Below are 21,692 nucleotides of genomic sequence, written 5' to 3'. Positions count from 1 at the left end.
GTACGGCATCCGCCAAGATGGGTCCCGAGCAGCCGTGATGATTTGCAGGCGACTTGCCGTACACATAGCCCTCACCCTAACGAAAAACACCGGCCTGCGGAGGCATGAGCTGTTTGGGGAATTCATGCTGCCTCCTGTACGTTGCAGGACCTGTAATACCAGATCAACAGAGAAGAGAGATGCGCCTCCGTGGCAACCGATTACGACGAACTGCGCACCGACGTCAAGGAATCCCAGGAGAACTCCCTGGAGGCCCTGAAGTCCGCCAAAGCACCGGACGCGAAGTCCGTGGTTCAGGAACTCGATGAGGCTGATGCCCTGGATGGCCTGACCCCCGGCGGCGAGTTTATTGCCGAAGAGCTCGTTGTGCAGGTCATTCCCCAGGCCGATGACGAGTTCACCTGCTATTCGTGCTTCCTGGTCCGTCACCGTTCGCAGAAAGCGCGCGAGAAGGACGGCCATGCCTACTGCGTCGAATGTGAGGGCTGAGCGGTTTTGGCCGGCTGTCCCAGAGCATATTTGGGATAGCATCCGCGAAGAATTCACCCTGCCGCCTGCCTCTGAACTGGAGGCTCACCTCCAGTCTCTCGGCGATTCGGAAGCCATGTGCCGTGCAGTCCGGGTCTTCATCGGTGAGGGAACGTTCTGCCCTGGCTTCCAGCTCAAAGACGGGCTCTTTCACGAACCGGTGCTGCGGCTGTTTGACCACGCGATGAGTCTGAAGATTCCCATAATGTGTTCGCCGCCTGGATGGTCAGCCCACTGCCGGCAGAACCTCATTCCAGGCCGGTGGACATTTTGGGCAGCATGACGCTGCTTCAGAACTCCCTGATCTCCTTCGGTGAGAAGTACAGGCCGGTCGAAAAACGCAGCTGATGGATTGGCCAGAGCCGCCGCCTGAGAGCAACTGTCATACTGGCAAATCGTTCCAACACCGCCTGTTTCTCTGCTGCTGCCCGCCGTAGGCTGTGGCCATCTGTCGCACACAGGAGGCACCCATGCGCACGGCAGAACGAATGACTGAAACCGAGCAAGTCCACTGGCTTTCTGAAAACCTCATCTCCCACTTGACCAAGGGCAGGGAATGGGCCACGCCTGGGTGCAGGCTGCGCTGCAAAGGGCGGTGGCCGGTTTGGATACCGGCATTGAAAGCGCCTCACCCCGCCTGCAAGTGCTTTTGCGGCGGCTGGCTGATGAGCTTGCCGGCGTCGGCGTATGGCGCTCCGCGAAAACGTCAGGGGACGAGTCTCAGCCTTCGCTGACTGTGCCAGAGCGATGATGCGGGGCCCGAGACTGACGCAGACCTTGCCGCGGGCCGTATATGAGGGCAAGCGCCAGAGAAGCAGCGTGAGGGCTTCGCCGCAGGGAAGCGGCAACAGCTGACGATGACAGACGCGCAGCTAAAGAGGATTCTCAACGATCCCAACGGGCCGGAGGTAGCTACGTCCTGCATGTCGGACGATGAATTAGCAGCACTGGTGGACGCCCTTTACCGGAACCTTGATACTTCTGCGCCGGAACCGTCTGCTATCTTTTGGTACGAAACAGCCGTCGAAGAAAGCCTCCGCAGGGCACAGTGAGGAAATGCCGGGCAGACCAAGAGCAGAAGTGGGACGCCGACCTAATTAGTCCTGCCGCTCCGCGGCAGGTCCGGAATTAATCGGGACGGACGACCGTGAGGCAGAAGGGATGACCGGGCGGGTCCAGCAGCACACGCCACTGGTCCGGAGCGGGCTGGTGCGCCACTTCAGTGGCACCCAACGCGATGGCCGCATCTGTCGCCGTTTCCAGGTGCTCCACCGCGACGTCCAGGTGAAGCTGCTGGCGCTGTGGACCTTCGGGCCACGTTGGCGGGACATAGCTGTCCACACGCATCAGCGTCAGCATCGGGCCGGCTCCGGCGAGGGCAACAACACCTCTGTCGGGAGTAGCGAAGGCCTCTTCAAGTCCCAAAAGCTGGGAGTAAAAACCAGCAAGCACAGCGGTGTCGGGGCAATCAAGAGAAATGGACGCAAGCTGTCCAACGGGTTCACTCATGACCACAAACCTACAGGTCGTGACCTGAGCCCCGGTCCAAGATGTGCCGGAGCTCGCGGAATGCCTCGAAGCGGCGGTTGGCCCGGGCCTCCCGAACTGCCGGATCAGGATCTCTGAGCGCAGTCCTTCCAGGGTGATAAGTTTCCACTGCTGCATACCGGGCAGCGACTCTGGGTTGCCTTACGGGCGAACCGCTTCCACAGGGTCTGCGCTTCGCCGCCCTGAAGGAGCACGACTCTTAGACGTGGCATCAGCTCCAGCAGCCGTGATAACGGCTCCAGTCCTTCCGTGATCTGCGGGCTCCTCAGACCGCTGGACTGGTCGTGCCGGTACCACGGGTAGGCGTTCCAGGGGGTCAGGTCAGCCGGCGTCAGGCCCACCGAGGCGAGCAGTTCGCATTGAAGTGCGGCAGAGTCGTCGTCGTTTTCCACGCACAGCATTCCGGAGCCCTTGATCTCATGGGTCATTGGGCCGGGGTCGCGCAGGATGCTCAGGATCCTTGCCTCCGAGCCGCCATGCAGAGGCGCCACGTACGGGACCCATCCTCGGCCGGCCGAAGGCTCAGGCTGGCGGAGCGACTCGACCAACTGGTTCACGGCGGTGACGTGCGGAAGGTGCACCCCGGCAAACTGTTCAGCTTTGAAGGCCGGGTTCCTCATCTGTTTGACCATCATTGGATACTAGCCGTGCGAGACGTCGGAGACAGGCTGTGTGGTTGGCTGTTGGCGCCTCGTCTAGCCCTGCCCAGCCGCCACCCAGGAATTACCTCGTCGAGCTGGGCCTTCTTGGCTTGGTCCAGCTTCCCGGCTCGGTCGTTGATGCGTTGGGGTTGGACGTGCAGCCACACACCCAGTACCCGTTCTGCCTGGTCGTTAGTCTTGTTGTGCCGCGGCCAGTCATTGCCGGCCGCCCTGTAGACAGAGACTTCAGCCAGGCGCTGCTTCCAGCGCGCTCCATCATCAGCCTGCCTTGTAGATGGCCTGCTCCAACCCGGGATGACATTGAGAGCCTCAGCATAGACAGGGGAGAGGGTGCCCTGTGCTGCTTCCTGGCGGCGATGGTGCAGCCAAGCAGACAGGGTTTTTTCGCGGGCTGACCGCCTGGTGGGCAACCGGCCTTCGGCTTTGCACAACGCGATGATGTCTTCTAGGTTCCGCCGGCCGGCGGTCGTCAGCCGCTACGGAGATGCAGGAAACGCAGCCTGATGCTCAGCCCTGATGCGGGGATGGAGCCTGGCTGCGATGGCCAGGTGGTACCTGACCGTGGTTTCAGCAGCGCTGGCCTTGACATAGTGGACATCGACGACGTGGCCCATGAAGTGAAATCAGGCTACGTAAAGTACCAGTCGAGTATCACTCGGCAGATCGAGAAAGACTCGGTACTAGTCCGGACGGGGGGGAACAGGCATCGACAGTGCAGTGTGGCACTTTGAAGCAAGAGGCTGCCGCAGCGCTGCAGGAGTTCCTGGATGAGCGGCCGCACGCGCTGGAGAATCTGACTCAATATCTAGCTCACCGCTCCGACCACGCCGTTAGCCTCGATGGGACGGTAGAAAGCCTCATTCCCCTATGGCGCTGGGTCAAATCGGTTCTAACAGAGCGGACAACGGAAACCCTTGATCCAGAAATTTCGGCGAGACCCACTTGGATCCGGTACGGCATTGTCACGGAACCGACGTTGGCGCCCGCGTCAATTGAAATCATCGATGGCGTCATCTCATACTTGTGCCGGGCGTGGAGCAAGCAGCTCCCCAGGCCCAGTGGCGGGTCGGATACAACCGCATCAAGTCCTACATGTGGCAGAACACCCGGTGCTGGCCCACGACAACGAGGAGGTGCCACTTGCTGCCCTTGTCCCAGGCATTGCCCGAGGACAGGCCAGCGGGCGGCGCCCATCAGATGACGACAAGCTCGCTCGCATCGCGGCAGCAGTCATCGAACAGCCGAACGATGCAGACAAGGAGGCTGTTGTTGATGATGAACCACTCGTCGAGGTCGAGGACCTGGGCGAAGACGAGCTCCGCGGGCGGGAGCTTGAGGTGTCGTTGCGTGAGGACATCGCCCACGAGTATTCCCGGGAGGTGGATCGGCTGATCAAAGCCCTGGTGAAGGAAGAAGGAATTTCAGGCGCCGTCCGTGAAGACCGCGAAGTTCTCCTCGTCACCACACGTAGCTGGAACATCGAGCAACTCCAACAGTGGGTTACGCGTTATATCGAGGACAGTATCCCCAGCTCAAAGCGGCGGTGATGCTGGGTACACCGTCCTGTTGCCGCGCCGCACAATGCAACTATTGCTGTAGCACCGACTATGAATAACCACCGTTTAGCTATCGATCTCATGATTCCTCCAAGTCTCATTCTGATCGGAATGCTGAAAGTATCATGCAGTACCGCAGCGACAGGTCGTGTGGAGTTTGCCGGTAAACGGCGGCATTCTGTGATTTCTTCTTCGCACCGCTGGGGCCAACTGTCTCGAAACTCTAGTTGGCCGGGCGGGAAGCTTACATCCGCGCGAATTTGGCCTTCACCATCAGGTAGAGCCCGTAACAGATCAGACCGGCGCCGACGGCGGTTAGCATGTAGACCCCGTACGGTTGCTCGCGCAGCGCCTTCAGCCCGCCATCCAGGCCGGTGGACTCCCGAGGGCTGGCATTAACGGTGGAAATGATGAACAGCAATCCCACCAGAAACAGGGCGATGCCTTCGGCTACATAGCCGACCACTCCGAGCCCCGTCACGACGGACCGGGCGGTGCCGGAGGGTGGCAACTGCAGATCCTTTTTGAAGGATCCCTTGACTCCGAAGACCACGAAGACAAGGCCGGCGATGGCGATCGCGGCCCCGATGGCGATCAGCAGGAACGCACCCCCGGGCGCCTTGATGATGGAGACCGTGAAATCGCTGGTGGACTGTCCACCGGTCTTGCTGTTTCCGCTGGCGGAGGCAGCGAACGTCAGGGCGATGATTGCGAACACCACCGCCTTGCCAGCTGCGGAAAGCTTCTTTCCCACTTTCTTCCGCGCCTCCAGCTGACCGTAATCAAAGACGGCGTTGCTGGCTTGCCAGAGAGCCAGAGCAACGCAGGCGGCGAATCCGGCCCACAGCAGCAGCAGACCCTGCGGCTGGGAGGCGAGTTGGGCGACTGCACCGGCTTGATCTGCCGGTCCAGCTTTTCCCGCCGTGCCTAATGCCAACTGGATGGCGACGAACCCGATCAGCAGGTGCAACAGGCCGCTAACAGCAAAACCTGCCCTGGCGGCAATCACGAGAGCCCTCGAGTTGGATGCATCCTCGACCGCGTTCGCGGCGTCCTTCAGCTCTCTCTTCATTTCTGATCCTCGGCGCAAGCTCAGGTGCAGATACGGTGGTGCGTAACGCTTATTCTGTCACGCGAGTACACGCACAGACAGGCCTGGCCGAAGCCCAGCGAAGCAGCCTCTGCGGGAGCCTGTTCGGCCCGGAAGCCATGCGCCGCGCTGGGCCGCGGCTTTCGCAGCAAAACGCATCCGGAGGAACGGCCAGTCGGACTCAATGCCCGTTCTTCCAGGGCGACGGCCTGCGTCTGAAAGACCCACACTGGCTCGTCAGCTGCGCGGACGTCGCGGGCCGTCCACGATGGCGCGCTTGTTCGAGGTGATCTGAACCTGCACCAAGGACGCTGATGACATAGTTCAACATCCTGTCTAGTTCAGGGCCGGCTGGCTCGTTTCGCTTACGCCGTGGTGGTGGGTCAAGAGCCGGCGGTAGACGGCCGCAGTAAATGCCGCATGCTGCAGATCCGCGTTCTGGTCCACTGTGCTGACCCTGGTGTATCCGGTGTCCTCCGGCGATTCTACAAATGATCATCAAAGGTGGACATCTATTCATTTGAGAACACCTCATGTGAGACACACTGCTGAGACGAAGCAGTGCCTTAGCAGTAAGCGAAAATTCGCGAGCTTTGAACCAAAGAGGTGTGAATCACAGCGATAATGGCGGTGTTTTCGCAGCGCTAGATGTCGCCCCGGCCGCCGGTGGCCGACTTTCTAAACAAGGCTGAAGAGCTGGCGTATGGAGTCTGGCGGGATCCTTTCGGGTGCGATTCTTCACTGAGGGGTTGAGGGTATGGGGTCGGCACGTGGCAGTTTGTAGATTCGCAGGCCTTCATTTTGCATGAACATGACTCGGCCTTTTCCTTCGTCCTGGTTAAGCCACAGAACGCTGCCGTCGAGGGCAAGCATGTCTATTTTTCCTTGTGCGATGACCTCGCCTTGACGGTAGATTTCTACGTAGTCGGATCGTGAAAGTTTGGACCAGATGCTGGTGGGTTCCGGTTTTCGGGGGGCTCCCGGCTTTCGCCCGGGCAGGTGCAGGGACGGTGTCATGCCGTGTCTTTGAGTAGCCGGATGTGGTGGCTGCGCGCTGTTGGATCTCGGAGATAAATTTGGAGGAGGCAGGGCGGCATTCTGCTGCCCCACCTCCCTCGCGTAAGCCCTGTCCCGCGCCCGTCTTTCGGGCTGCCTGTTGCGATGGGATGCAGGAATTGGACTCACGCATGGCCGGAACGGTATCCGGCGGTCTGCGAAGTTCTGGCGATGTGGTTCGAGCCCGTGATCCTTGCCGACGAGACGCTGCGCCGATATCAACCGGTCGGGTGCGTGCAGGTGTCAGTGGACCTAGCGGCGGGAACCGTTGTTAGTCAGCGGTTGTTGCAGGGCTGTTTCCCGAAGAAGCTGAAGACGAAGTGTGCGCGCTGTTTCCATGTGCTGCCGGGCGATTTCTCCGGCGGCATCGCTGTCCTGCTGTTCGATGGCACGGGCCAGGGCCTCGTGCTCGTCCAGGGCTTCTGCCCAGCGGTTTCCCGTGGAGAGGGTGGAACGCGGTGCGTGGATGAGGTGTGTTGACAGCCTGTCCAGCAGGTCCCGGAGGACAGGGTTGTGGGCGCAGTTCCAGACGGCGGCGTGGAACTCCAGGTTGGTGGTGATCCTGGTGTGGTCATCCGGTTCCTGAAGTTCCCGGTCGCGCTGCAGCAACGCCTCAAGCCGCATCAGATCGGGGAACTGCCTGGCACGGGCTGCCTGGCGGGCAGCCTCCTCCTCGAGGAGAATCCGCATGTCATAAATTTGGATGACCTGTTGTGGGTCCACCTGGGGAACCTGCAGACCCCTGGCCACACGCTCCAGGAGCCGTTCCTGCTGGAGACGGGACAGCGCCTCCCGGACGGGTGTCCGGGAGACGCCGAAGCGGGTGGCAAGCGATGTTTCTCGAATAGCGGTTCCAGGCTGGTGCACTCCTGACAGGATTTCGCTGCGCAGGCTCTGGAAGATGCTTTCTCCGTCGATGCGGGGGGGTGCTGTGTCCGTCACGTGGCTGGTCCTTGAGGAATTGGAGTGGTTGTTACCGGGGCGCTGGCTCGAATCGAACTTTACGCCAGAACGCCGGCCCGCCGCCCGAAGACGCAGCCCGCTGCAAGTCCGGTGCCGCCCGGGTAGTTGGTGCTGAAGAGTCCGCCGAGCATTTCGCCGGCCACGAAGAGTCCTTCGATGTGCTTGCCGTTGGTGTCCAGGACGCGGCCGTGGGTGTCTGACTTGATGCCGCCGAACGTGAAGGTGATCCCGCAGGTGACGCCGTAGGCGTAGAAGGGTCCGGTTTCGATGGGGGCGGCCCAGTTGCTCTTGACCGGCTCGGTCGCCGCTGCCCGGCCGTCCTTGATGGTGGGATCGAACGGGACGGAGCGGTCGATGGAATTGTTGAAGTCCGTGACGGTCTTGGACAGGCTCTCCGGGTTCAGGCCGATTTTGGCGGCCAGTTCCTCGATGGTGTCGGCGACCTCCACGGAGATGCCGGGCATGTCGTATTCCTCGCTGCGGAGCATCGGGCGCAGGGTTGCGTCGAAGATCTGGTAGGCCACTGAGCCGGGCTGCTTGAGGATTTCCTTGCCGTACTTGGCGTAGGTGTAGTTCCTGAAGTCCGCGCCCTCGTCCAGGAATCGTTTGCCGTCGGTGTTGACGATGATGCCCAGCGGGTAGCTCTGCCTGGTCAGCCTGTTGGTGAGTTCGCGGTTGCTCTCGTTGGTTGCCGTGAAGGCGTCCCACTGGACGCTGTGGCAGGTGCTCCAGTCGCCCCCCTTGGTCGCGCCGATCGCCAGGGCTGCGGCGATCATGTCGCCGGTGTTGTACGGGGTCCCCCGGACCTTGGCGTTTTCCCAGCCCTCGCCCAGGTGCTCCCGCCTCCACTGGGGGTCGGACTCGAAGCCGCCGGCGGTGAGGATCACGGACTCTGCCCTCAGGCGCTGCTCGCCGTCAGCGGTTTTGACTACGACGCCGGCAACGCGTCCTTTCTCGAGGATGAGGCTTTGCGCCGAGTGGCCGTAGCGGACATCGATGCCCAGCTCGCCAGCAACCCTGGTGTGATCCTCGATCAGGCCCTCACCACCGCCTACGTTGCCCACGTGCAGGCCGCCCCAGAAGAGGTAGGAACCGTCTGCGCGCTCATAGGCCTGACGCTCGTACATCAGCCGGTACTTCAGGCCCAGGGTGTTCAGCCACCGGAGGGTGGACTGGCTCTCCGCGATCAAAACCTCCGTCAGCGCGGGGTCGTTCCGGCCCCCGGTGACCTTCTCCAGGTCCGAGGCGTATTCTTCAGCACTGTAGGGGGGAACAACGGTGCGGCCATGCCGCTCATCCGGCTCCACCAAGCCCTGCAAATCATCGAGACCATTGTGGACGATGCGGGTGGCGCCGGCCGTGTAGAAGCTGTTGCCCCCGGCCATGTCCTTCTCACCCTTTTCCAGCAGGACCACTTTTCGTCCCCGCACGGCGGCGGCGTGCGCGGCCGTGAATCCGGCGTTTCCTCCGCCCACCACGATCACGTCAACGCTGTCCGCACTCTGGGGTCCGGCTCCATTACCGATAGACATTGGCTGTCCTTTCACTGGATTGATGAATCCAACTGTATACAAACGTATTCAATTAGCGCAAGATGGTTGTCACAGACTGAGCACGGTGGTCATCACAGAGCGATTTGCCGGTGACTGCGATCACAGGTATAAATGTATTTCATTGTGTACAGCAGTATCCCACGGTGGATGCCCTAAACATGGGAGCACCGGCATACGGCTGAGGCTCTAGCCCCGGCAGAGTACTTTCGCCCCGCCCAACAACGTCGTTACGGAACGAGAACCATGAAGAATCCCCTACGAAATGCCGTTTTCGGCCTGGTCGTGGCAGTCCTGGCCGCCCTGGCGTTCCTGAACGCCGGAACAGCCGGCGGAACCAGCACGGCCCGGAACAAGCTCACCCTGATCGCCCCGGCAGCACCGGGTGGCGGCTGGGACGGTTTTGCCCGCGAAGGACAGCAGGCGCTCAAGAGCGGCGGCGTGGTCAACAACGCCCAGGTCGTCAACGTGCCCGGGGCTGGCGGAACCATCGGCCTGAGCCAGTTCGTCCAGACCCCGGGGCGCGAAGACGCCCTCCTGGTCACCGGCGGGGTGATGGTGGGGGCCATCGAACTCGGAGACAACCCGGAATCAATGGCCGACGTTGTTCCCATCGCCCGGCTCGCTGATGACTACGCAGCCCTCGTGGTTCCGGCCGACTCCAAGTTCAAAACCCTGGATGACTTCCTGGACGCCTGGAAGAAAGATCCCGGCGGAACCTCGATCGGCGGCGGATCCCTGGGCTCAATCGACCATCTCCTCAGCGCCATGGTGGCCAAGACCGTGGGCATGGATCCCCAGGACGTGAACTACATCGCCTACTCCGGCGGCGGCGAAGCACTGACTTCCCTCCTGTCCCACACCACGGCCGCCGGCATGTCCGGCTACAACGAAGTCAGCGACCAGATCGAAGCGGGAACCCTGCGTGCCCTGGCCATCTCCTCCGCAGAGCGGCTCGAGGGCGTGGACGTGCCCACCTTCAAGGAACAGGGCGTCGACGCGGCGATGTCCAACTGGCGCGGATTCGTCGCAGCACCCGGAACCACGGACGAAGCGAAAGCGGAATTCATCAACATCATCACCGAGATGCGCAGCAGCGCCCACTGGCAAGAAGCCCTGAAGCGCAACAACTGGACGGACACCTTCGCCACCGGCGAAGAATTCGAACAGTTCATCACCAACGAAGTTGCAACGGCCCAAGAAATCGTAAAGGACCTCGGCCTATGAGCCTCACCCAGAACCAGCCGGCAGCAGGCTCCGCCATGGAACCCCACGGCAAACCCAAGCGCCGCTTCGGAACAGGACGCAGCGAATTCGCTGTCGTCGCCGTGCTCTACGCCGTGGCCATCTTCCTCACCATCGGCACCGCGACCATGAACGTCCAGGGCAAATCAGCCCCCGGACCGCAGTTCTTCCCCATCATCGTGTGCATCGTCCTCTACCTCGTGGCCACCCTGCTGGCCATCCAGATCCTTCGCTCACCGAAGGTCCCGGACAACTCCATCCACCCCGGACACGGACAGTTCTCCGCGGACATGCTCCACGACCTCGGGCACCTGGGAAAGCAAGAAGACGAAGCGTATGACGATGCTCAACCCCAGGGCCCTGCCAACACCTGGAAGACGTACTCGGACTGGCGGACGGTAGGCCTGATGCTGTCCGGCGTCGTGGCCTTCGTCGCTCTGCTGGAACCCCTCGGCTGGATCATCAGCGCAACGATGCTGTTCTGGATCGTCGCCTACGCCCTCGGCAGCCACCGACGGTACTTCGACATCGGCGTGGGCCTGCTGTTCTCCTCAATCATTCAACTGGCCTTCGGCGCCGGGCTGGGCCTCAGCCTGCCCTCCGGCTTCATAGGAGGGATCCTCTAATGGAACAACTCGAACTCCTAATGGGCGGCTTCGCCAGCGCACTGACCCCCATCAACCTCCTCTGGGTACTGATCGGCGCCCTGCTCGGCACCGCCGTCGGCGTCCTGCCCGGACTCGGCTCCGCCATGGCCGTAGCACTACTGCTCCCCGTGACCTTCTCACTCGAACCGACCGCGGCCTTCATCATGTTCGCCGGCATCTACTTCGGCGGCCTCTTCGGCGACTCCACCTCCGGGATCCTGCTCAATACTCCCGGCCACTCATCCGCCATCGCGTCCACCTTCGAGGGACACCGGATGGCCAAAAGCGGCCAAGCCGCCAAGGCCCTGGCCACCTGCGCCATCGGAGCTTTCATCGGCGGCCTCATAGCCACCACCCTGGTGGTCTTCTTTGCCCCCACCCTGGTCAAAATGGCCACGATCTTCGGCCCGGCCGAGTACTTCGCCCTGGCGGTCTTCGCCTTCCTGGCCATCTCCGCCGTCGTCTCCGAATCCGTAATCCGCGGCATCGCAGCCCTCGGGATCGGCCTCGCCCTGGCACTTGTCGGCATTGATGGCCCCAGCGGCACCGCCCGGTACACCTTGGGCATGCCTCAGCTCTTCGACGGAATTTCCGTCATCGTTATCACCGTCGGTCTCCTGGCTCTCGGCGAGGTCTTCCACATCGCCTCACGCATCCACCGCGACCCGGTAGCCACCCACATTGAAACCAGCGGCCGCGCCCGCTTGAGCTTGGCCGACTTCAAAAAGGCCCTGCCGGCGTGGCTCCGGGGCACCGCCTTCGGGGCACCGTTCGGGCTGATCCCCGCCGGCGGCGCGGAAGTGCCCACCTTCCTGGCCTACGGCACCGAGAAGCAGTTGGCCAAGCGGCGGAACGATCCGGAGTTCGGCACCACCGGTTCCATCCGCGGCCTCGCAGCTCCGGAAGCCGCAGCCAACGCCACCGCTGGCACCGCCATGGGCGCGCTGCTCGCACTGGGACTACCGGTTTCCGCAACTGCCGCAATCATGCTGGCCGCCTTCCAGCAGTACGGCATGCAGCCCGGCCCCCTGCTCTTCGAGCGAAGCGGTGATCTGGTCTGGACCTTGCTGGCATCATTGTTCGTGGGTCTCGTGATCCTGGTGATGATCAACATCCCGTTCGCCTCCGTCTGGGCCAAACTGCTCAGCATCCCAAAGCACTACCTCTACGCCGGCATCACAGTCTTCTCCATGCTCGGCGTCTACGCAGTCAGCTCCGCGATCCTGGACCTGTGGCTACTCGTCGCCATCGGACTCGTCGGATTCCTCATGCGCCGCTACAACATCCCCCTGGCACCCGTCCTGATCGCAGTGATCCTCGGGCCAATGGCAGAAACAGAACTGCGCCGTGCACTCGCGGTCTCCGAAGGAGATCTGGGCATCCTGGTGGGAAGCCCCATCACCATCACCCTCTACACGGTCCTGGCCGCGGCTCTGGTCCTCAGCGCTGTCCAGCACCTCCGCCACCGCGCCAGGCGCAAAGTGTAGTTCTCCTGAGTAAAGGACGGGAGCCCCTGGCCCTCCTGATCGCCCGCCCCGGCAATCAGGAGGGTCAGGGGCTTTACCGTTGCTTGGTCAGGCTCCTTGCCTCCACGTCCACAAGCTGACACGACGTGACGTCGGGCCGAAAATTCTTAACGCAAGGTATGCAACCTGGCCTTTCCTCTACTCCCCATCGATCGTCCCTCGCATTAGGCTGTCGAACACCGGTGACAAGGGTGGAGATGAACCCCATGGTCGTCTGACCACCTGCCCGATGGGAGGACCTACGATCACCAGTCAGGGTTACCTACCGCTTACGTCGACACTCCTTAGCGAGCCCTCTTCGTGGCTCAGATACGAACCTCTAATGAGTTATCAGGGCCCCGCCGTCAAATCCCTAGGGTTTCGAGGCGCAGAGGTTTCGAAACACCGAAGCAGGCTTTGAGAAGGGGTCGGCTGTTCTCAGCCGAATCCGCTGCCGTCAGTTTCATCGTGTCCTTCCTTCGCCATTAACTTCGAAGGAGGAAGCAACTAAATGCAATCGTCGGACCACCCTTAGACTGACAGTCCCACGGGGCAAGGAGAGAACGATGCAAATACTCATTGGATCCAGCAGCGTGCAATGCATTCACGCTGTCGTAGCATTCACAGCCGCTGCAAATGCTTCATGGATGACGGGGATGGCATTCGTTCAAGAAAGTACTGGCGGGATCACGTTATGGACTGATGCAGACATGTTGGGATCAGGAGCGGTGGACCTTGAGAGCTTAAGCCTGGTGGCAGTTGCAGGCACGGCAGAAACTTTGCTGGACGTGCCGACTGGTCCCGTTGGTGAGCGGAGGCCGTTTCAGGCTCGCTTGTCAATCAGCGCACGGCAAGTTGCAGGCTCTTTACACGTCGGTTTGGAGCTGCCGCGCCTGGCGGCAAGCGACAAAAATGTTGCGTTGGCAGCGTGGGATGAGGTGCCTCCAGACGCTCATGTTCTCTTGGTGGATACCCACATCATGGGCAGGGCAGAGATGCCCATAACTCACCTGCTTTTTCGATACGTCTGATGTGAACTCTCTACTAAATTGAGCGCATAAGTGAAGAGCTAGATAAGGTCTCTTAGGACCATCCCTCCGCGGCAAAATCATTCCTCCAGGTACGCCGTAACTGCGGTCAAACAATCGGAAAGGCCGACACGGCAAACGATTCAGGCTTCGGAAAGATGATACTGATTTGTGCTTCTGGCTTGATTGCTGGCATTGTCGTAATTTTTCTACTGCAAGCACCCTTTCCAGAGGCAGGGCTTGTGCCGCAGACAGTTGGACTCGTTGTCGCGGCCGCCATCGCAGTGCCCCCATTAGCAACCTATTTCAAGAAAAGGATGTGAGGCGTGCCAGGCCAACCATGGATCCACCGTTATTCAGACAGTCCCACCGGACTCGGATGTTTCACTGGAGGCGTGGGGCCGGCCGGCACACCTATCCTGGATGCGCCTTGGGACGCTGCCAGTACGGGCCGAACACCTTGCTCCGCCCGAGCAGGAAGCCAGCCTTACGTCAGGCGCATCGTACCTAGGTTTTCTTGGTGATCTTGCAGAACCCGCTCGCAAAACTTCTCGGTCCGGCAAGTCGGTGCTCACAATGGCCTTTTCCACACTCGGATCCTCATTGCAGGGAACCAGCGTGTCGTAGCATCCTTCCGACGCCTCGGTTTCAGTCCCAGCTCTTGCGTTTTCCGATGAAGTAGCCACAAATCATCAACACCGCACCGCATGATCCCGTAATGAGGAAAGCCCAGTGGATGTGCGCCAGCCTGGGTTCCGTCACTCCCACCACTGCAATCAGGGCCATGAGCGTGCCAACACATAGAAGAGCAATCCCGAGGAGCCGAGGCGTCATATGCGGAACCCTAGTGCTTATCGATGAAGCAAGCCATACGCAGAATTGCTCGGCAGAAAGTTCCCGCATCATTGAATCATTGCCATGGCCAAAACAAAGCCCAGCCAAGCAATTGGCGACTAGCCTACCGTCCGACAAGAGGTATCCCGCATAGAAGCCTCATAACGTCCCGTTAGCCGGTCGATGGAAGGGCGCAACCCCTGGATTCTCGTCTCGGTGAGGGCTGGTGTCGGGAAGCCCGTATGACCTGTCCGATTTGCCTCCCGCTGAGCGTCTCTCAACTGAGGTACCTTGCCGTCTCATAACCCTAGGGTTTCGAGTCGCAGAAGTTTCGAGACACCCGGTTGGGACAGGAACCCCTATAGGACGCACGTTCTCGGTCACCATGGTGCGTAAGGAAGGTAGATGTCCGGCTCACCAGTTGCTCTCCCGTGAGCCCTGTAGAACCGCGGTCCGGATCGGCAGCCGAAAACAGTCGTCTCCACTCGCCTGCTCCCTTCTGTTTCGCTGAAAGTGACGAGCGGACCCAAAGAGATGGCTTCGGCGTACTCGAGAATGTCTTCGAGCCGACCATCTGGTGCGCCCTTCTTCGGGGGATACAGATCGAAGTACCGATTGCCGAATCCGATCTGGATGTCGCCTCCATTGGCTTCCCAACCAACATCAAGGATGCTGGCCCCCATGGCTTTCGGTCTCCACTCTAGAAGGACGTCCTGCGGATCCACCGGATCGGGCCGCTTCGTCATCGGAACATGAGACGGAAGAACATTCGAGAGTGCCGCAATGAGGGCAGGAAGCTCAATCACGCTTGTACCTGCTCAGAACAAATATCAGTAGGCGCTTCCATGCGGTTACTCTATCTTCGCGCTAACGCTGGTACGCGGAGGGATCGTTGTCGGCCCTGCGCAGACCAACAGACGAAGAGGGCAATGCGTCCCTCATCAAAGTCTCCGTTGATTCTGCCTAACCAACGGTCGATTTGAGGGATAGCAAGTTCGGGTCGGGCTTCACGGAGGAACGTGGTGTGCTGCGCCGGGCGATCGTCCTCCGAACTGACGTGCAGCGTGTCCCTTAGCGGTTTGCCATCGACGATAATGTCCAAAAACTCCATCTGGTCGAGAGTCGGCTCGTCAGGGTCGAGGACGGCGCCATCAGGACCGAGAGCAGACGTCCGCATCTGGAAAGTCAGTCGGTTCTTAGATTGAAGCGGCATGAAGCAACGGTACCCGTCGAACTGCTGCTGGAGGTGGCCAGTGCCGTAGGGGCAAGGGGACGCTGGTCAGGGAGCGTCCAGTCGCTAGTGGGTAGGTGCTTTCCTTACGTAAAGGAGGGCCGCTACGGCCAAAAGGGAGCACAAAACATTTATTCCGCTGCTGAGAAGGTCACCCCGGAAGAATTGATTAATGCCGATAATGACGAAAAGCGCAATCCCGCCAGCGAGAAGAATTAAACCCAACTTCCTAGCGCGCATCCTTTGTCTCCTCAATATCGGTAAGGTTCAGCTTCCCTCTGGTGCTCAAGTCATCACCTCTTGTGCCTCAAATGAGAGCCAATTTTTCCTCGTTTGGCTGCCGTGGTGGACGCAAGCGTCCGTCCGACGGCTAGCAGTGCCGTCAGCGTAACAGCGGCCAACACCGAGCGCACTAATCGGGATGCCTCAAGAAGGTTGCAGGCTATCCGCCCGTCCATACCCGAGCGTTAAAAAAACGTCCGTAATAGGCCCGTCCGCATAACGCCCCGAAAGGGGGGCGATGGAAGGGCGCAATCCCTCGTACTCTCGCATTGGTGAAAGCTGGTGTCCGGAAGCCCGTATGGCCTGCCCGATTTATCGCTCAGTGAAGGTCCCCCGAATGGAGCCAGTAAACCGTCTCGTAACCCTTGGGAAACGAGACGTCTCAACGAGTGAACAGGCGCCTCACCTGCACGGTCACAGATTTTCGGCGGAATTCTGGACGTGCGGTGGCAAGGGCAATTCTCATAACTATGTCTTGCAACCTTCAGGCAAAAATTGAGTACTCATCGTTAGTTATGAGACAGGTGTGAGCGCGCGTAAGCCGGAGCGGATTAGTGCGGCAGCAGCTACCTGATTGGCGGCCGGACCGACGGGTCCAGATTGACAGAGTGCAGTGAATATACCCATCCCACTTGGGTTCCCACGTCTAGAAGTCGCCGGGTTAGGCGCTCAGCGCAGGCATCCCGAGGAGCCCAAGACAAATCCCGGTTGCCACCAAAATGCCGGCAAGTATCCAGTTCTTTCGTGGCACGTGTTTCTTGTCGAGCTCACTTGCACGAACATAGGAAGAAAAATTAGGGCCAATGCGCCATAAGCTAGCGCGACTAAGAGCAGTGTGGCGAGTATTAGCAAGACGGCTCCTTGATCAAATCTACTATGGAAAAGCTTTGCCTAGCAACCCGCCGAGGCCGACCGCTTCGACGAGATCAGTGCCGACCTAAAATTCCGATCCAATGAATGTCGGCATGCCAACCGTCCGCACCGGATGCACAGAATAGCATCCATGCTCACCGCAATTTCTGTACATCCCTCTGAGGCTTTGCCTTTTCCACCACGCGATTTTACGGATACGCCCTCAACGACCTCTCTGGGGTCGTGCTCGGTGCTAGTAAAGATGGAAAACTTCCTTAAGGGTCCAAATAATCGTCGAGATTCCGAAAAAATGAGAATAAGGAACCAGACCCAGCCACCACTGCCGCCTAACTTCTGAGCAAAATTAGTATTGTCCTCTCTAGCACTGGGTTGAACTGCTCTACTCCGTCATTTGCAGAAGCTTAATTTCCCGTGATCAGGGCAAACAAACATAATCCGGCCCCCATGAGTACCCAAGCGCCCGCTACGAAACTCACTATAAAAAGTTTACGTCTTCGATAAGGTTCTCTATTACTTTCCGATTCCAGTATTATTGGGTGTTTTGCTGCAAACCCAGACATAGGACCAGCCGCGGCCAACAGGAGGAAGCCGACGCAGAAAGCTGCAAGGCCCGAGAGTACGAGAGGGGACACCAGAGACTCTTTCTTGAATATTTTCTAGTAGTCGGTGAAGTTGAGCGAGTAACCGCCTCCAAAGCTGGCGCCTAACCCGCCATACGCATCAGGGGCCGTCGTGTCCAGCCCGAAGCCTCCCCAAGCACCGCCAGCCCATAGACCAGCACACTCGACCGCGGGAACGTCTGAGCCACCCAATCCTCCAATAAGGCTCCCTGCTACGCCAGCCCCCAGTTCAGCCCGAACTCCAATTCCGGTTGTGTGGCCGAGGTAGATCCCATCGTTGGCCCAGTTAAGAGAGACACCTTGGCAGACGATTAAGCGTGCGGTTGCGGACAAGCTGACGTACAAAGCCCACTGGGGTCGGTGTTGTTGATGGGGTTTGCACCTGCGTAGAGGTACCGGTTTTGTTCTTGGGGACTGCCCCGGCTTTTGTTCACTCGGGGTCTTAGGCCGCTGTGAGCGCGGTCCGATTGCTTGTTGCATATTCGATGGGCGTGAGTTTTCCCAGCCGTCTTTGCCGCCGCCGGCGGTGGTAGGTCCGCTCGATCCAAGTCGTGATGGCCAGGCGCAGGTCCTGTTTGTGATGGCCAGGCGCTGGTCCTGCCTGGTGAGCCACTGCTGACGGTCCAGGACGTTCTTTTGCAGCAGAGAGAAGAACGATTCCATCGCGGCGTTGTCCGCGCACGCACCGACCCTGCCCATCGATCCTGTGAGGCCGTGGTGGCGGAGTGATTCGACGAAGCGCCGAGAGCGGAACTGGGACCCGCGGTCCGAGTGGACCACTGTTCCTGCGGGGTGGCGTGAGCGCACCGCGTTCTCCAGGGCGGCGACGGCAAGCGAGGACTTCATCCGCGAGTCCATCGAGTAGCCGACGATCCTTCCGGAATAGACATCCTTCACCGCGCAGAGGTAGAGCTTCCCCGGCAGTGGGGCGTCTCGCCTTTGCGGGCCACATCAATAACATCCTGGCGGAACTCCGCCCCATAACCCGTGGGCATGGTCAGCATCTTTCCACGAGCACAAACTCGAGAGGTCAAGGAGTCAACAAAACCGGGGGCAGTCCCCTTTGGTAAGAAACTCTTCTTGCGGGGCTCCTCTGAGACGTCAGCGGGAGCTGCGGGTGCATGATTTGTCCTGCCACAGGGCGTGTGGACAGTGTCCACGCGTATGTCTGCTTTTGAGGGTCCTTATTTGACCTGGGTGTGGAAGGGAATCTCGCATTACAAGCCGGGGTAGCGACTTGGTAGTGCAGGAGAACGGCCCAGCGACTATGAAGTTCAGAATGACAAGTAGCGAGCTGCTTCGTGTATGGTCCGCGAAAGTTTGGGCGCGGTAGCAGGAGCCGTTGTCGGTCACGACCCGGCGGACGGTGATCCCGGCGGCGGCGAAGGCAACGTTTGTGCGGTCCCAGAAGGCGGACGTGAAGCCGCATCAAACCGGGGGCTGTCAGAAGAGCGGTGAGAGCCCGTTCCAGCCCGGACCCACCTGGACCCGCGAGAGGAAGCCGCCGGTGCCGTTGCCGGGGTAGAGCCACAACACGCCGGCACCGTCGCGGGCCAGCAGGTCGGGACGGCGGTCGCCGTTGAAGTCGCCAGGGCTTACGACGGCGGTCATCACATTCCATCCGCTGCCCACCCTGGTCCGGGGCAGCCAGCCACCCGCGCCGTTCCCGCGGTACAGCCACAGGACACCCGTCGCGCGCTCCCGCGCCAGGACGTCGGCTGCCCCGTCGCTGTTCATGTCCCCTGGGCCGACGATGGCGCTGAAGATGTTCCAGCCACCGCCGACGAGAACCCGGGGCAGGAAGCCGCCGCTGCCGTTGCCGCGGTACAGCCACAGGTTCCCGTTGCGGGTTTCCCTCGCGAGGACATCGACGCGCTGGTCGCCGTTGAAATCGCCGGGGCCGACGATGGCGCTGAAGATGTTCCAGCCGTTGCCGATGCGGACCCGGGACAGGAAGCCGCCGGTGCCGTTGCCGCGGTAGAGCCACAGGTAGCCGGTGGCAGTTTCCCGGGCGAGGACGTCCAGCGCGCCGTCCCCGTTAAAGTCGCCCGGCGTCTCGAGAGAGTTGATAATGTTCCAGCCTTTGCCGATGGACACGCCGGGGAGCCGGCCTCCGCGTCCGTTCCCGGGGTACATCCGCAACTCGCCGGTGGCTGGCAGGCGGGCGAGGATGTCAGTGTTCCAGTCGCTGTTGAAGTCCGCGGTCGACCCGGAGAGGCTCGATGCCGGAATGGGCAAAGGCGTGAACGCATAGGGATCGCAGGTCAGGTCGTAGTCCCGGGTGTCGTCGTACCACTGCGAAATGTAGACACGTCCACCCGAGAAACTTGGCTGACGGCAGCGGTCCAGCGCCTCGCCGGGATAGTCCAGCCTGCCGGCCGTTGCCCACACCGGGACCCCTGGCAGCCGCCACGAGCCGGTGATGCTGGCCCACCCTGACGCAAACGAGTAGAGGCCGTACGAGAATTTCGCATCCCGCAGGCCGCGCATGATGCCCTCGATGATGTACCGGTTTTCGCGCTGCTGGGCTGCGGTAGCCGTGGGCCAGGGCTGGGCTGGCCGGGGCTCAACGTCGATCCACACCACCCGTGGCGCAAAGCCCACCCGGGCCAGGCTGGCTATGGCGAACCGCGCTTCGGCGTACCCCACGTTGGACAGCTGGCCTGCGCGGGTGGTGGAGGACCAGGGGCCCTGCGCCCTGTAGGTGGCGAGCTGTGCAGGCGTGGGAAAAGACGCCATGGTGTACGCCTGCGCGGGCTTGTTGTTGGTCCTGGCCCAGCCTACCTGGCTTGCCAGGCACGGGTTCTCGGTAAAGGGCAGCCCCTTCGTCAGGCCGATGATGACGAACTGGGACGACGCGGGCGGCAGGGGCAAACCAAAGCCGCCAGCCGCGCTCGAGCATTGCGGCCACGAGATGTCGTGGCCCCTCAGGGACACAGCCTGGGCGGAAGGCGCGCCGGGGACGAAACCCAGGAGGAGTGCGAGGAACGCGAGCACGGCCGTGAGGGCCCGCATCCCCGATGTCCGGGTCATACTGGCCGCCCGCACTCGGATGCTCCCGGCCGGCAACTGCGGATGTCCCGCCCCAGGGCCACGGCTACCAGCCCCCCGGATCCCAGCGCATGGGATTCAAGCTCTAAATGACGAACTTCAGCGTCCATCGCCGCCGCTCCTTCGCTCTCACTCAGTTTACGATTGGGGGGCGGCGGGCCGCTAGCTAGATGTATTGGCCTGAGAGGTCAGCCACCAGCCATTCGCTGCAGTCGACGGCGTCGCCCCGCGCCCGGCGTCCTCAGGCAACACAACCCGGCACCGCCTCAACCGCTCCGGCGCCTGCTAGCTCAACAGGGCCTTCGTCGTCATCGTCCGCACCCGCGTGAGCTTCGACACCGAAACCAAGGACTATCTGGCCCGCAACAAGGCAACAGGAAAATCAAACCGTGAAATCCGCCGGAACCTCAAACGCCACGTCTGCCGGTCCATCTTCCGGCAGTTGCAGACCGTCATGGCTTGACACAAGCCATAGAAGGATCATTTTGGGTTGATGTCCCTGGCAAGATAGGCAGCCGACAGGCGCAGAATCTCGTTCTCCTGCTCCAACAGGCGGTTCCGCTTCTTCAACTCCCGCATCTCGGCCGACTCCGAGGCTGTCGGCCCCGCCGGATTCTTTACGCTCGGCTATAGCGATCCAGCGTCGTGACCCAGAGCCCAAAATCCTTCCCAAATTGCGCTAGCGGCGCCTCGCCCTTGCGGGCCACACCAATAACATCCTGGCGGAACTCCGCCCCATAACCCGTGGGCATGGTCAGCATCCTTCCACGAGCACCCGCTCGCTAGGTCAAGGCGTCAAAAAGCCGGGGGCGGTCCCCTGCATACTGGCCCGTCATCGGTCACGTGCCGGTGGACAAATGGATTACCGGCTGATCGCACACTGGGTGAAGTCGATGATGGCAAAGGGCACGGCACCCAAGACCATCCATAATGTGCACGGCCTGATTTCGGCCGCTATGAACACCGCGGAGATGCTGGGGACATCTCCCGCAATCCCTGCCGCGGGGTCCAGCTTCCCGATATTGAAAAGGCCGAGGATGAGGCCATGTTTCTCACTCATGCTGAGTTAAGTCTCATCTTGGAGGGGATGGGGAGCGATACAAGGTCTTCATCAACTTCCTCGTTATAACTGGCACTCGATTTGGAGAGGCAGGGCCCTGACTGTGGCTGACATCGATCTGCTGCCTAAGCCACCGACTGCGCGGATAAACAAGGCCTGGAAACGGGACGGTCAGAACCAGTACTCCATCGGGGCGACGAAGACTGGTGCCGGCATGCGCACCATCGGACTGAACCCTCGCTGGTGGAGCTGCTGGTCCCGCTGGTAGCGAGCAAGCCAGGAAAAGAACTGGTGTCACGACGCCCCAAGGGCGGGCGCATACAGCGTCCCCCTCCTAAGGGGAAGGTCGCAGGTTCAATTCCT

Annotated in this window: 16 protein-coding genes and 3 pseudogenes; 7 read left to right on the top strand and 12 right to left on the bottom strand. The window is 60.8% G+C overall.

The genetic code is table 11. From position 1 onward, the window contains the following. Window positions 1–189: 189 nt before the first annotated feature. Window positions 190–489, top strand: a complete 300-nt coding sequence (locus AC50X7_RS02335) for a DUF4193 domain-containing protein (RefSeq protein ID WP_461189098.1) — start codon at window positions 190–192, stop codon at window positions 487–489. Window positions 490–1,656: 1,167 nt separating this feature from the next. Here AC50X7_RS02335 and AC50X7_RS02330 read toward each other — a convergent pair. The 3 genes from AC50X7_RS02330 to AC50X7_RS02320 form a co-directional block, all read right to left on the bottom strand. Next, on the bottom strand, window positions 1,657–2,037 hold the full coding sequence (locus AC50X7_RS02330; protein WP_494977570.1) for a VOC family protein: 381 nt from the start codon (window positions 2,035–2,037) through the stop codon (window positions 1,657–1,659). Between the two features lie 104 nt (window positions 2,038–2,141). After that, on the bottom strand, window positions 2,142–2,708 hold the full coding sequence (locus AC50X7_RS02325) for a uracil-DNA glycosylase (protein WP_494977569.1): 567 nt from the start codon (window positions 2,706–2,708) through the stop codon (window positions 2,142–2,144). Between the two features lie 506 nt (window positions 2,709–3,214). Then, window positions 3,215–3,352 (bottom strand): hypothetical protein, encoded by a 138-nt coding sequence (locus AC50X7_RS02320; protein WP_494977568.1) that lies wholly within the window; start codon window positions 3,350–3,352, stop codon window positions 3,215–3,217. A gap of 480 nt (window positions 3,353–3,832) precedes the next feature. On the opposite strand from AC50X7_RS02320, the gene AC50X7_RS02315 reads away from it, so the two are divergent. Beyond that, a complete protein-coding gene (locus AC50X7_RS02315) occupies window positions 3,833–4,285 on the top strand; it encodes a hypothetical protein (RefSeq protein WP_494977567.1) in 453 nt (150 codons plus the stop codon). A 253-nt stretch (window positions 4,286–4,538) separates the two neighbouring features. Here AC50X7_RS02315 and AC50X7_RS02310 read toward each other — a convergent pair whose 3' ends face one another. The 3 genes from AC50X7_RS02310 to tcuA all read right to left on the bottom strand — a co-directional run bounded on the left by AC50X7_RS02310 (window position 4,539) and on the right by tcuA (window position 8,935). Beyond that, a complete protein-coding gene (locus tag AC50X7_RS02310) occupies window positions 4,539–5,303 on the bottom strand; it encodes a DUF1206 domain-containing protein (RefSeq protein ID WP_494977566.1) in 765 nt (254 codons plus the stop codon). 1,389 nt (window positions 5,304–6,692) lie between these two features. After that, a complete protein-coding gene (locus AC50X7_RS02305) occupies window positions 6,693–7,382 on the bottom strand; it encodes a GntR family transcriptional regulator (protein WP_494977565.1) in 690 nt (229 codons plus the stop codon). Between the two features lie 59 nt (window positions 7,383–7,441). Next, on the bottom strand, window positions 7,442–8,935 hold the full coding sequence (tcuA, locus tag AC50X7_RS02300) for an FAD-dependent tricarballylate dehydrogenase TcuA (protein ID WP_494977564.1): 1,494 nt from the start codon (window positions 8,933–8,935) through the stop codon (window positions 7,442–7,444). A 264-nt stretch (window positions 8,936–9,199) separates the two neighbouring features. On the opposite strand from tcuA, the gene AC50X7_RS02295 reads away from it, so the two are divergent. The 4 genes from AC50X7_RS02295 (at window position 9,200) to AC50X7_RS02280 (ending at window position 13,381) form a co-directional block, all read left to right on the top strand. Continuing rightward, entirely contained in the window at window positions 9,200–10,180 is a 981-nt protein-coding gene (locus AC50X7_RS02295) for a Bug family tripartite tricarboxylate transporter substrate binding protein (RefSeq protein WP_494977563.1), read from the top strand. Continuing rightward, a complete protein-coding gene (locus tag AC50X7_RS02290) occupies window positions 10,177–10,824 on the top strand; it encodes a tripartite tricarboxylate transporter TctB family protein (protein WP_494977562.1) in 648 nt (215 codons plus the stop codon). Before AC50X7_RS02295 ends, AC50X7_RS02290 begins: the two co-directional genes overlap by 4 nt. After that, window positions 10,824–12,332, top strand: a complete 1,509-nt coding sequence (locus AC50X7_RS02285; RefSeq protein ID WP_494977561.1) for a tripartite tricarboxylate transporter permease — start codon at window positions 10,824–10,826, stop codon at window positions 12,330–12,332. The genes AC50X7_RS02290 and AC50X7_RS02285 overlap by 1 nt, the downstream gene beginning before the upstream one ends. Window positions 12,333–12,916: 584 nt before the next feature. Further along, window positions 12,917–13,381, top strand: a complete 465-nt coding sequence (locus AC50X7_RS02280) for a hypothetical protein (RefSeq protein ID WP_494977560.1) — start codon at window positions 12,917–12,919, stop codon at window positions 13,379–13,381. 1,211 nt (window positions 13,382–14,592) lie between these two features. Here the strand turns inward: AC50X7_RS02280 and AC50X7_RS02275 are convergent. The 4 genes and pseudogenes from AC50X7_RS02275 to AC50X7_RS02260 form a co-directional block, all read right to left on the bottom strand. Continuing rightward, on the bottom strand, window positions 14,593–15,018 hold the full coding sequence (locus AC50X7_RS02275; RefSeq protein ID WP_494977559.1) for a hypothetical protein: 426 nt from the start codon (window positions 15,016–15,018) through the stop codon (window positions 14,593–14,595). A gap of 2,642 nt (window positions 15,019–17,660) precedes the next feature. Further along, window positions 17,661–18,136: pseudogene (locus AC50X7_RS02270) on the bottom strand (DDE-type integrase/transposase/recombinase); the annotation flags it as partial. A 390-nt stretch (window positions 18,137–18,526) separates the two neighbouring features. Further along, window positions 18,527–18,631: pseudogene (locus tag AC50X7_RS02265) on the bottom strand (IS481 family transposase); the annotation flags it as partial. Window positions 18,632–18,661: 30 nt separating this feature from the next. After that, window positions 18,662–20,251: an FG-GAP-like repeat-containing protein gene (locus AC50X7_RS02260; protein ID WP_494977558.1), complete on the bottom strand. Its 1,590-nt coding sequence runs from the start codon at window positions 20,249–20,251 to the stop codon at window positions 18,662–18,664. A 343-nt stretch (window positions 20,252–20,594) separates the two neighbouring features. On the opposite strand from AC50X7_RS02260, the gene AC50X7_RS02255 reads away from it, so the two are divergent. Next, a complete protein-coding gene (locus AC50X7_RS02255; protein ID WP_494977557.1) occupies window positions 20,595–20,732 on the top strand; it encodes a hypothetical protein in 138 nt (45 codons plus the stop codon). 20 nt (window positions 20,733–20,752) lie between these two features. On the opposite strand, the pseudogene AC50X7_RS02250 reads toward AC50X7_RS02255, so the two are convergent. Together AC50X7_RS02250 and AC50X7_RS02245 are read right to left on the bottom strand one after the other, a co-directional pair. Next, window positions 20,753–21,021, bottom strand: a pseudogene (locus AC50X7_RS02250) (transposase); the annotation flags it as partial. A gap of 110 nt (window positions 21,022–21,131) precedes the next feature. Then, window positions 21,132–21,329 carry a hypothetical protein gene (locus tag AC50X7_RS02245; protein ID WP_494977556.1) on the bottom strand — a complete coding sequence of 66 codons (198 nt, stop codon included), beginning with the start codon at window positions 21,327–21,329 and terminating at the stop codon, window positions 21,132–21,134. Window positions 21,330–21,692: the final 363 nt, after the last annotated feature.

The sequence above is a fragment of the Pseudarthrobacter sp. Hb11 genome (genome assembly GCF_059383655.1).
The sequence above is the reverse complement of the archived record's forward strand: the minus strand, read 5'-3'. Positions and strand labels throughout refer to the sequence as shown.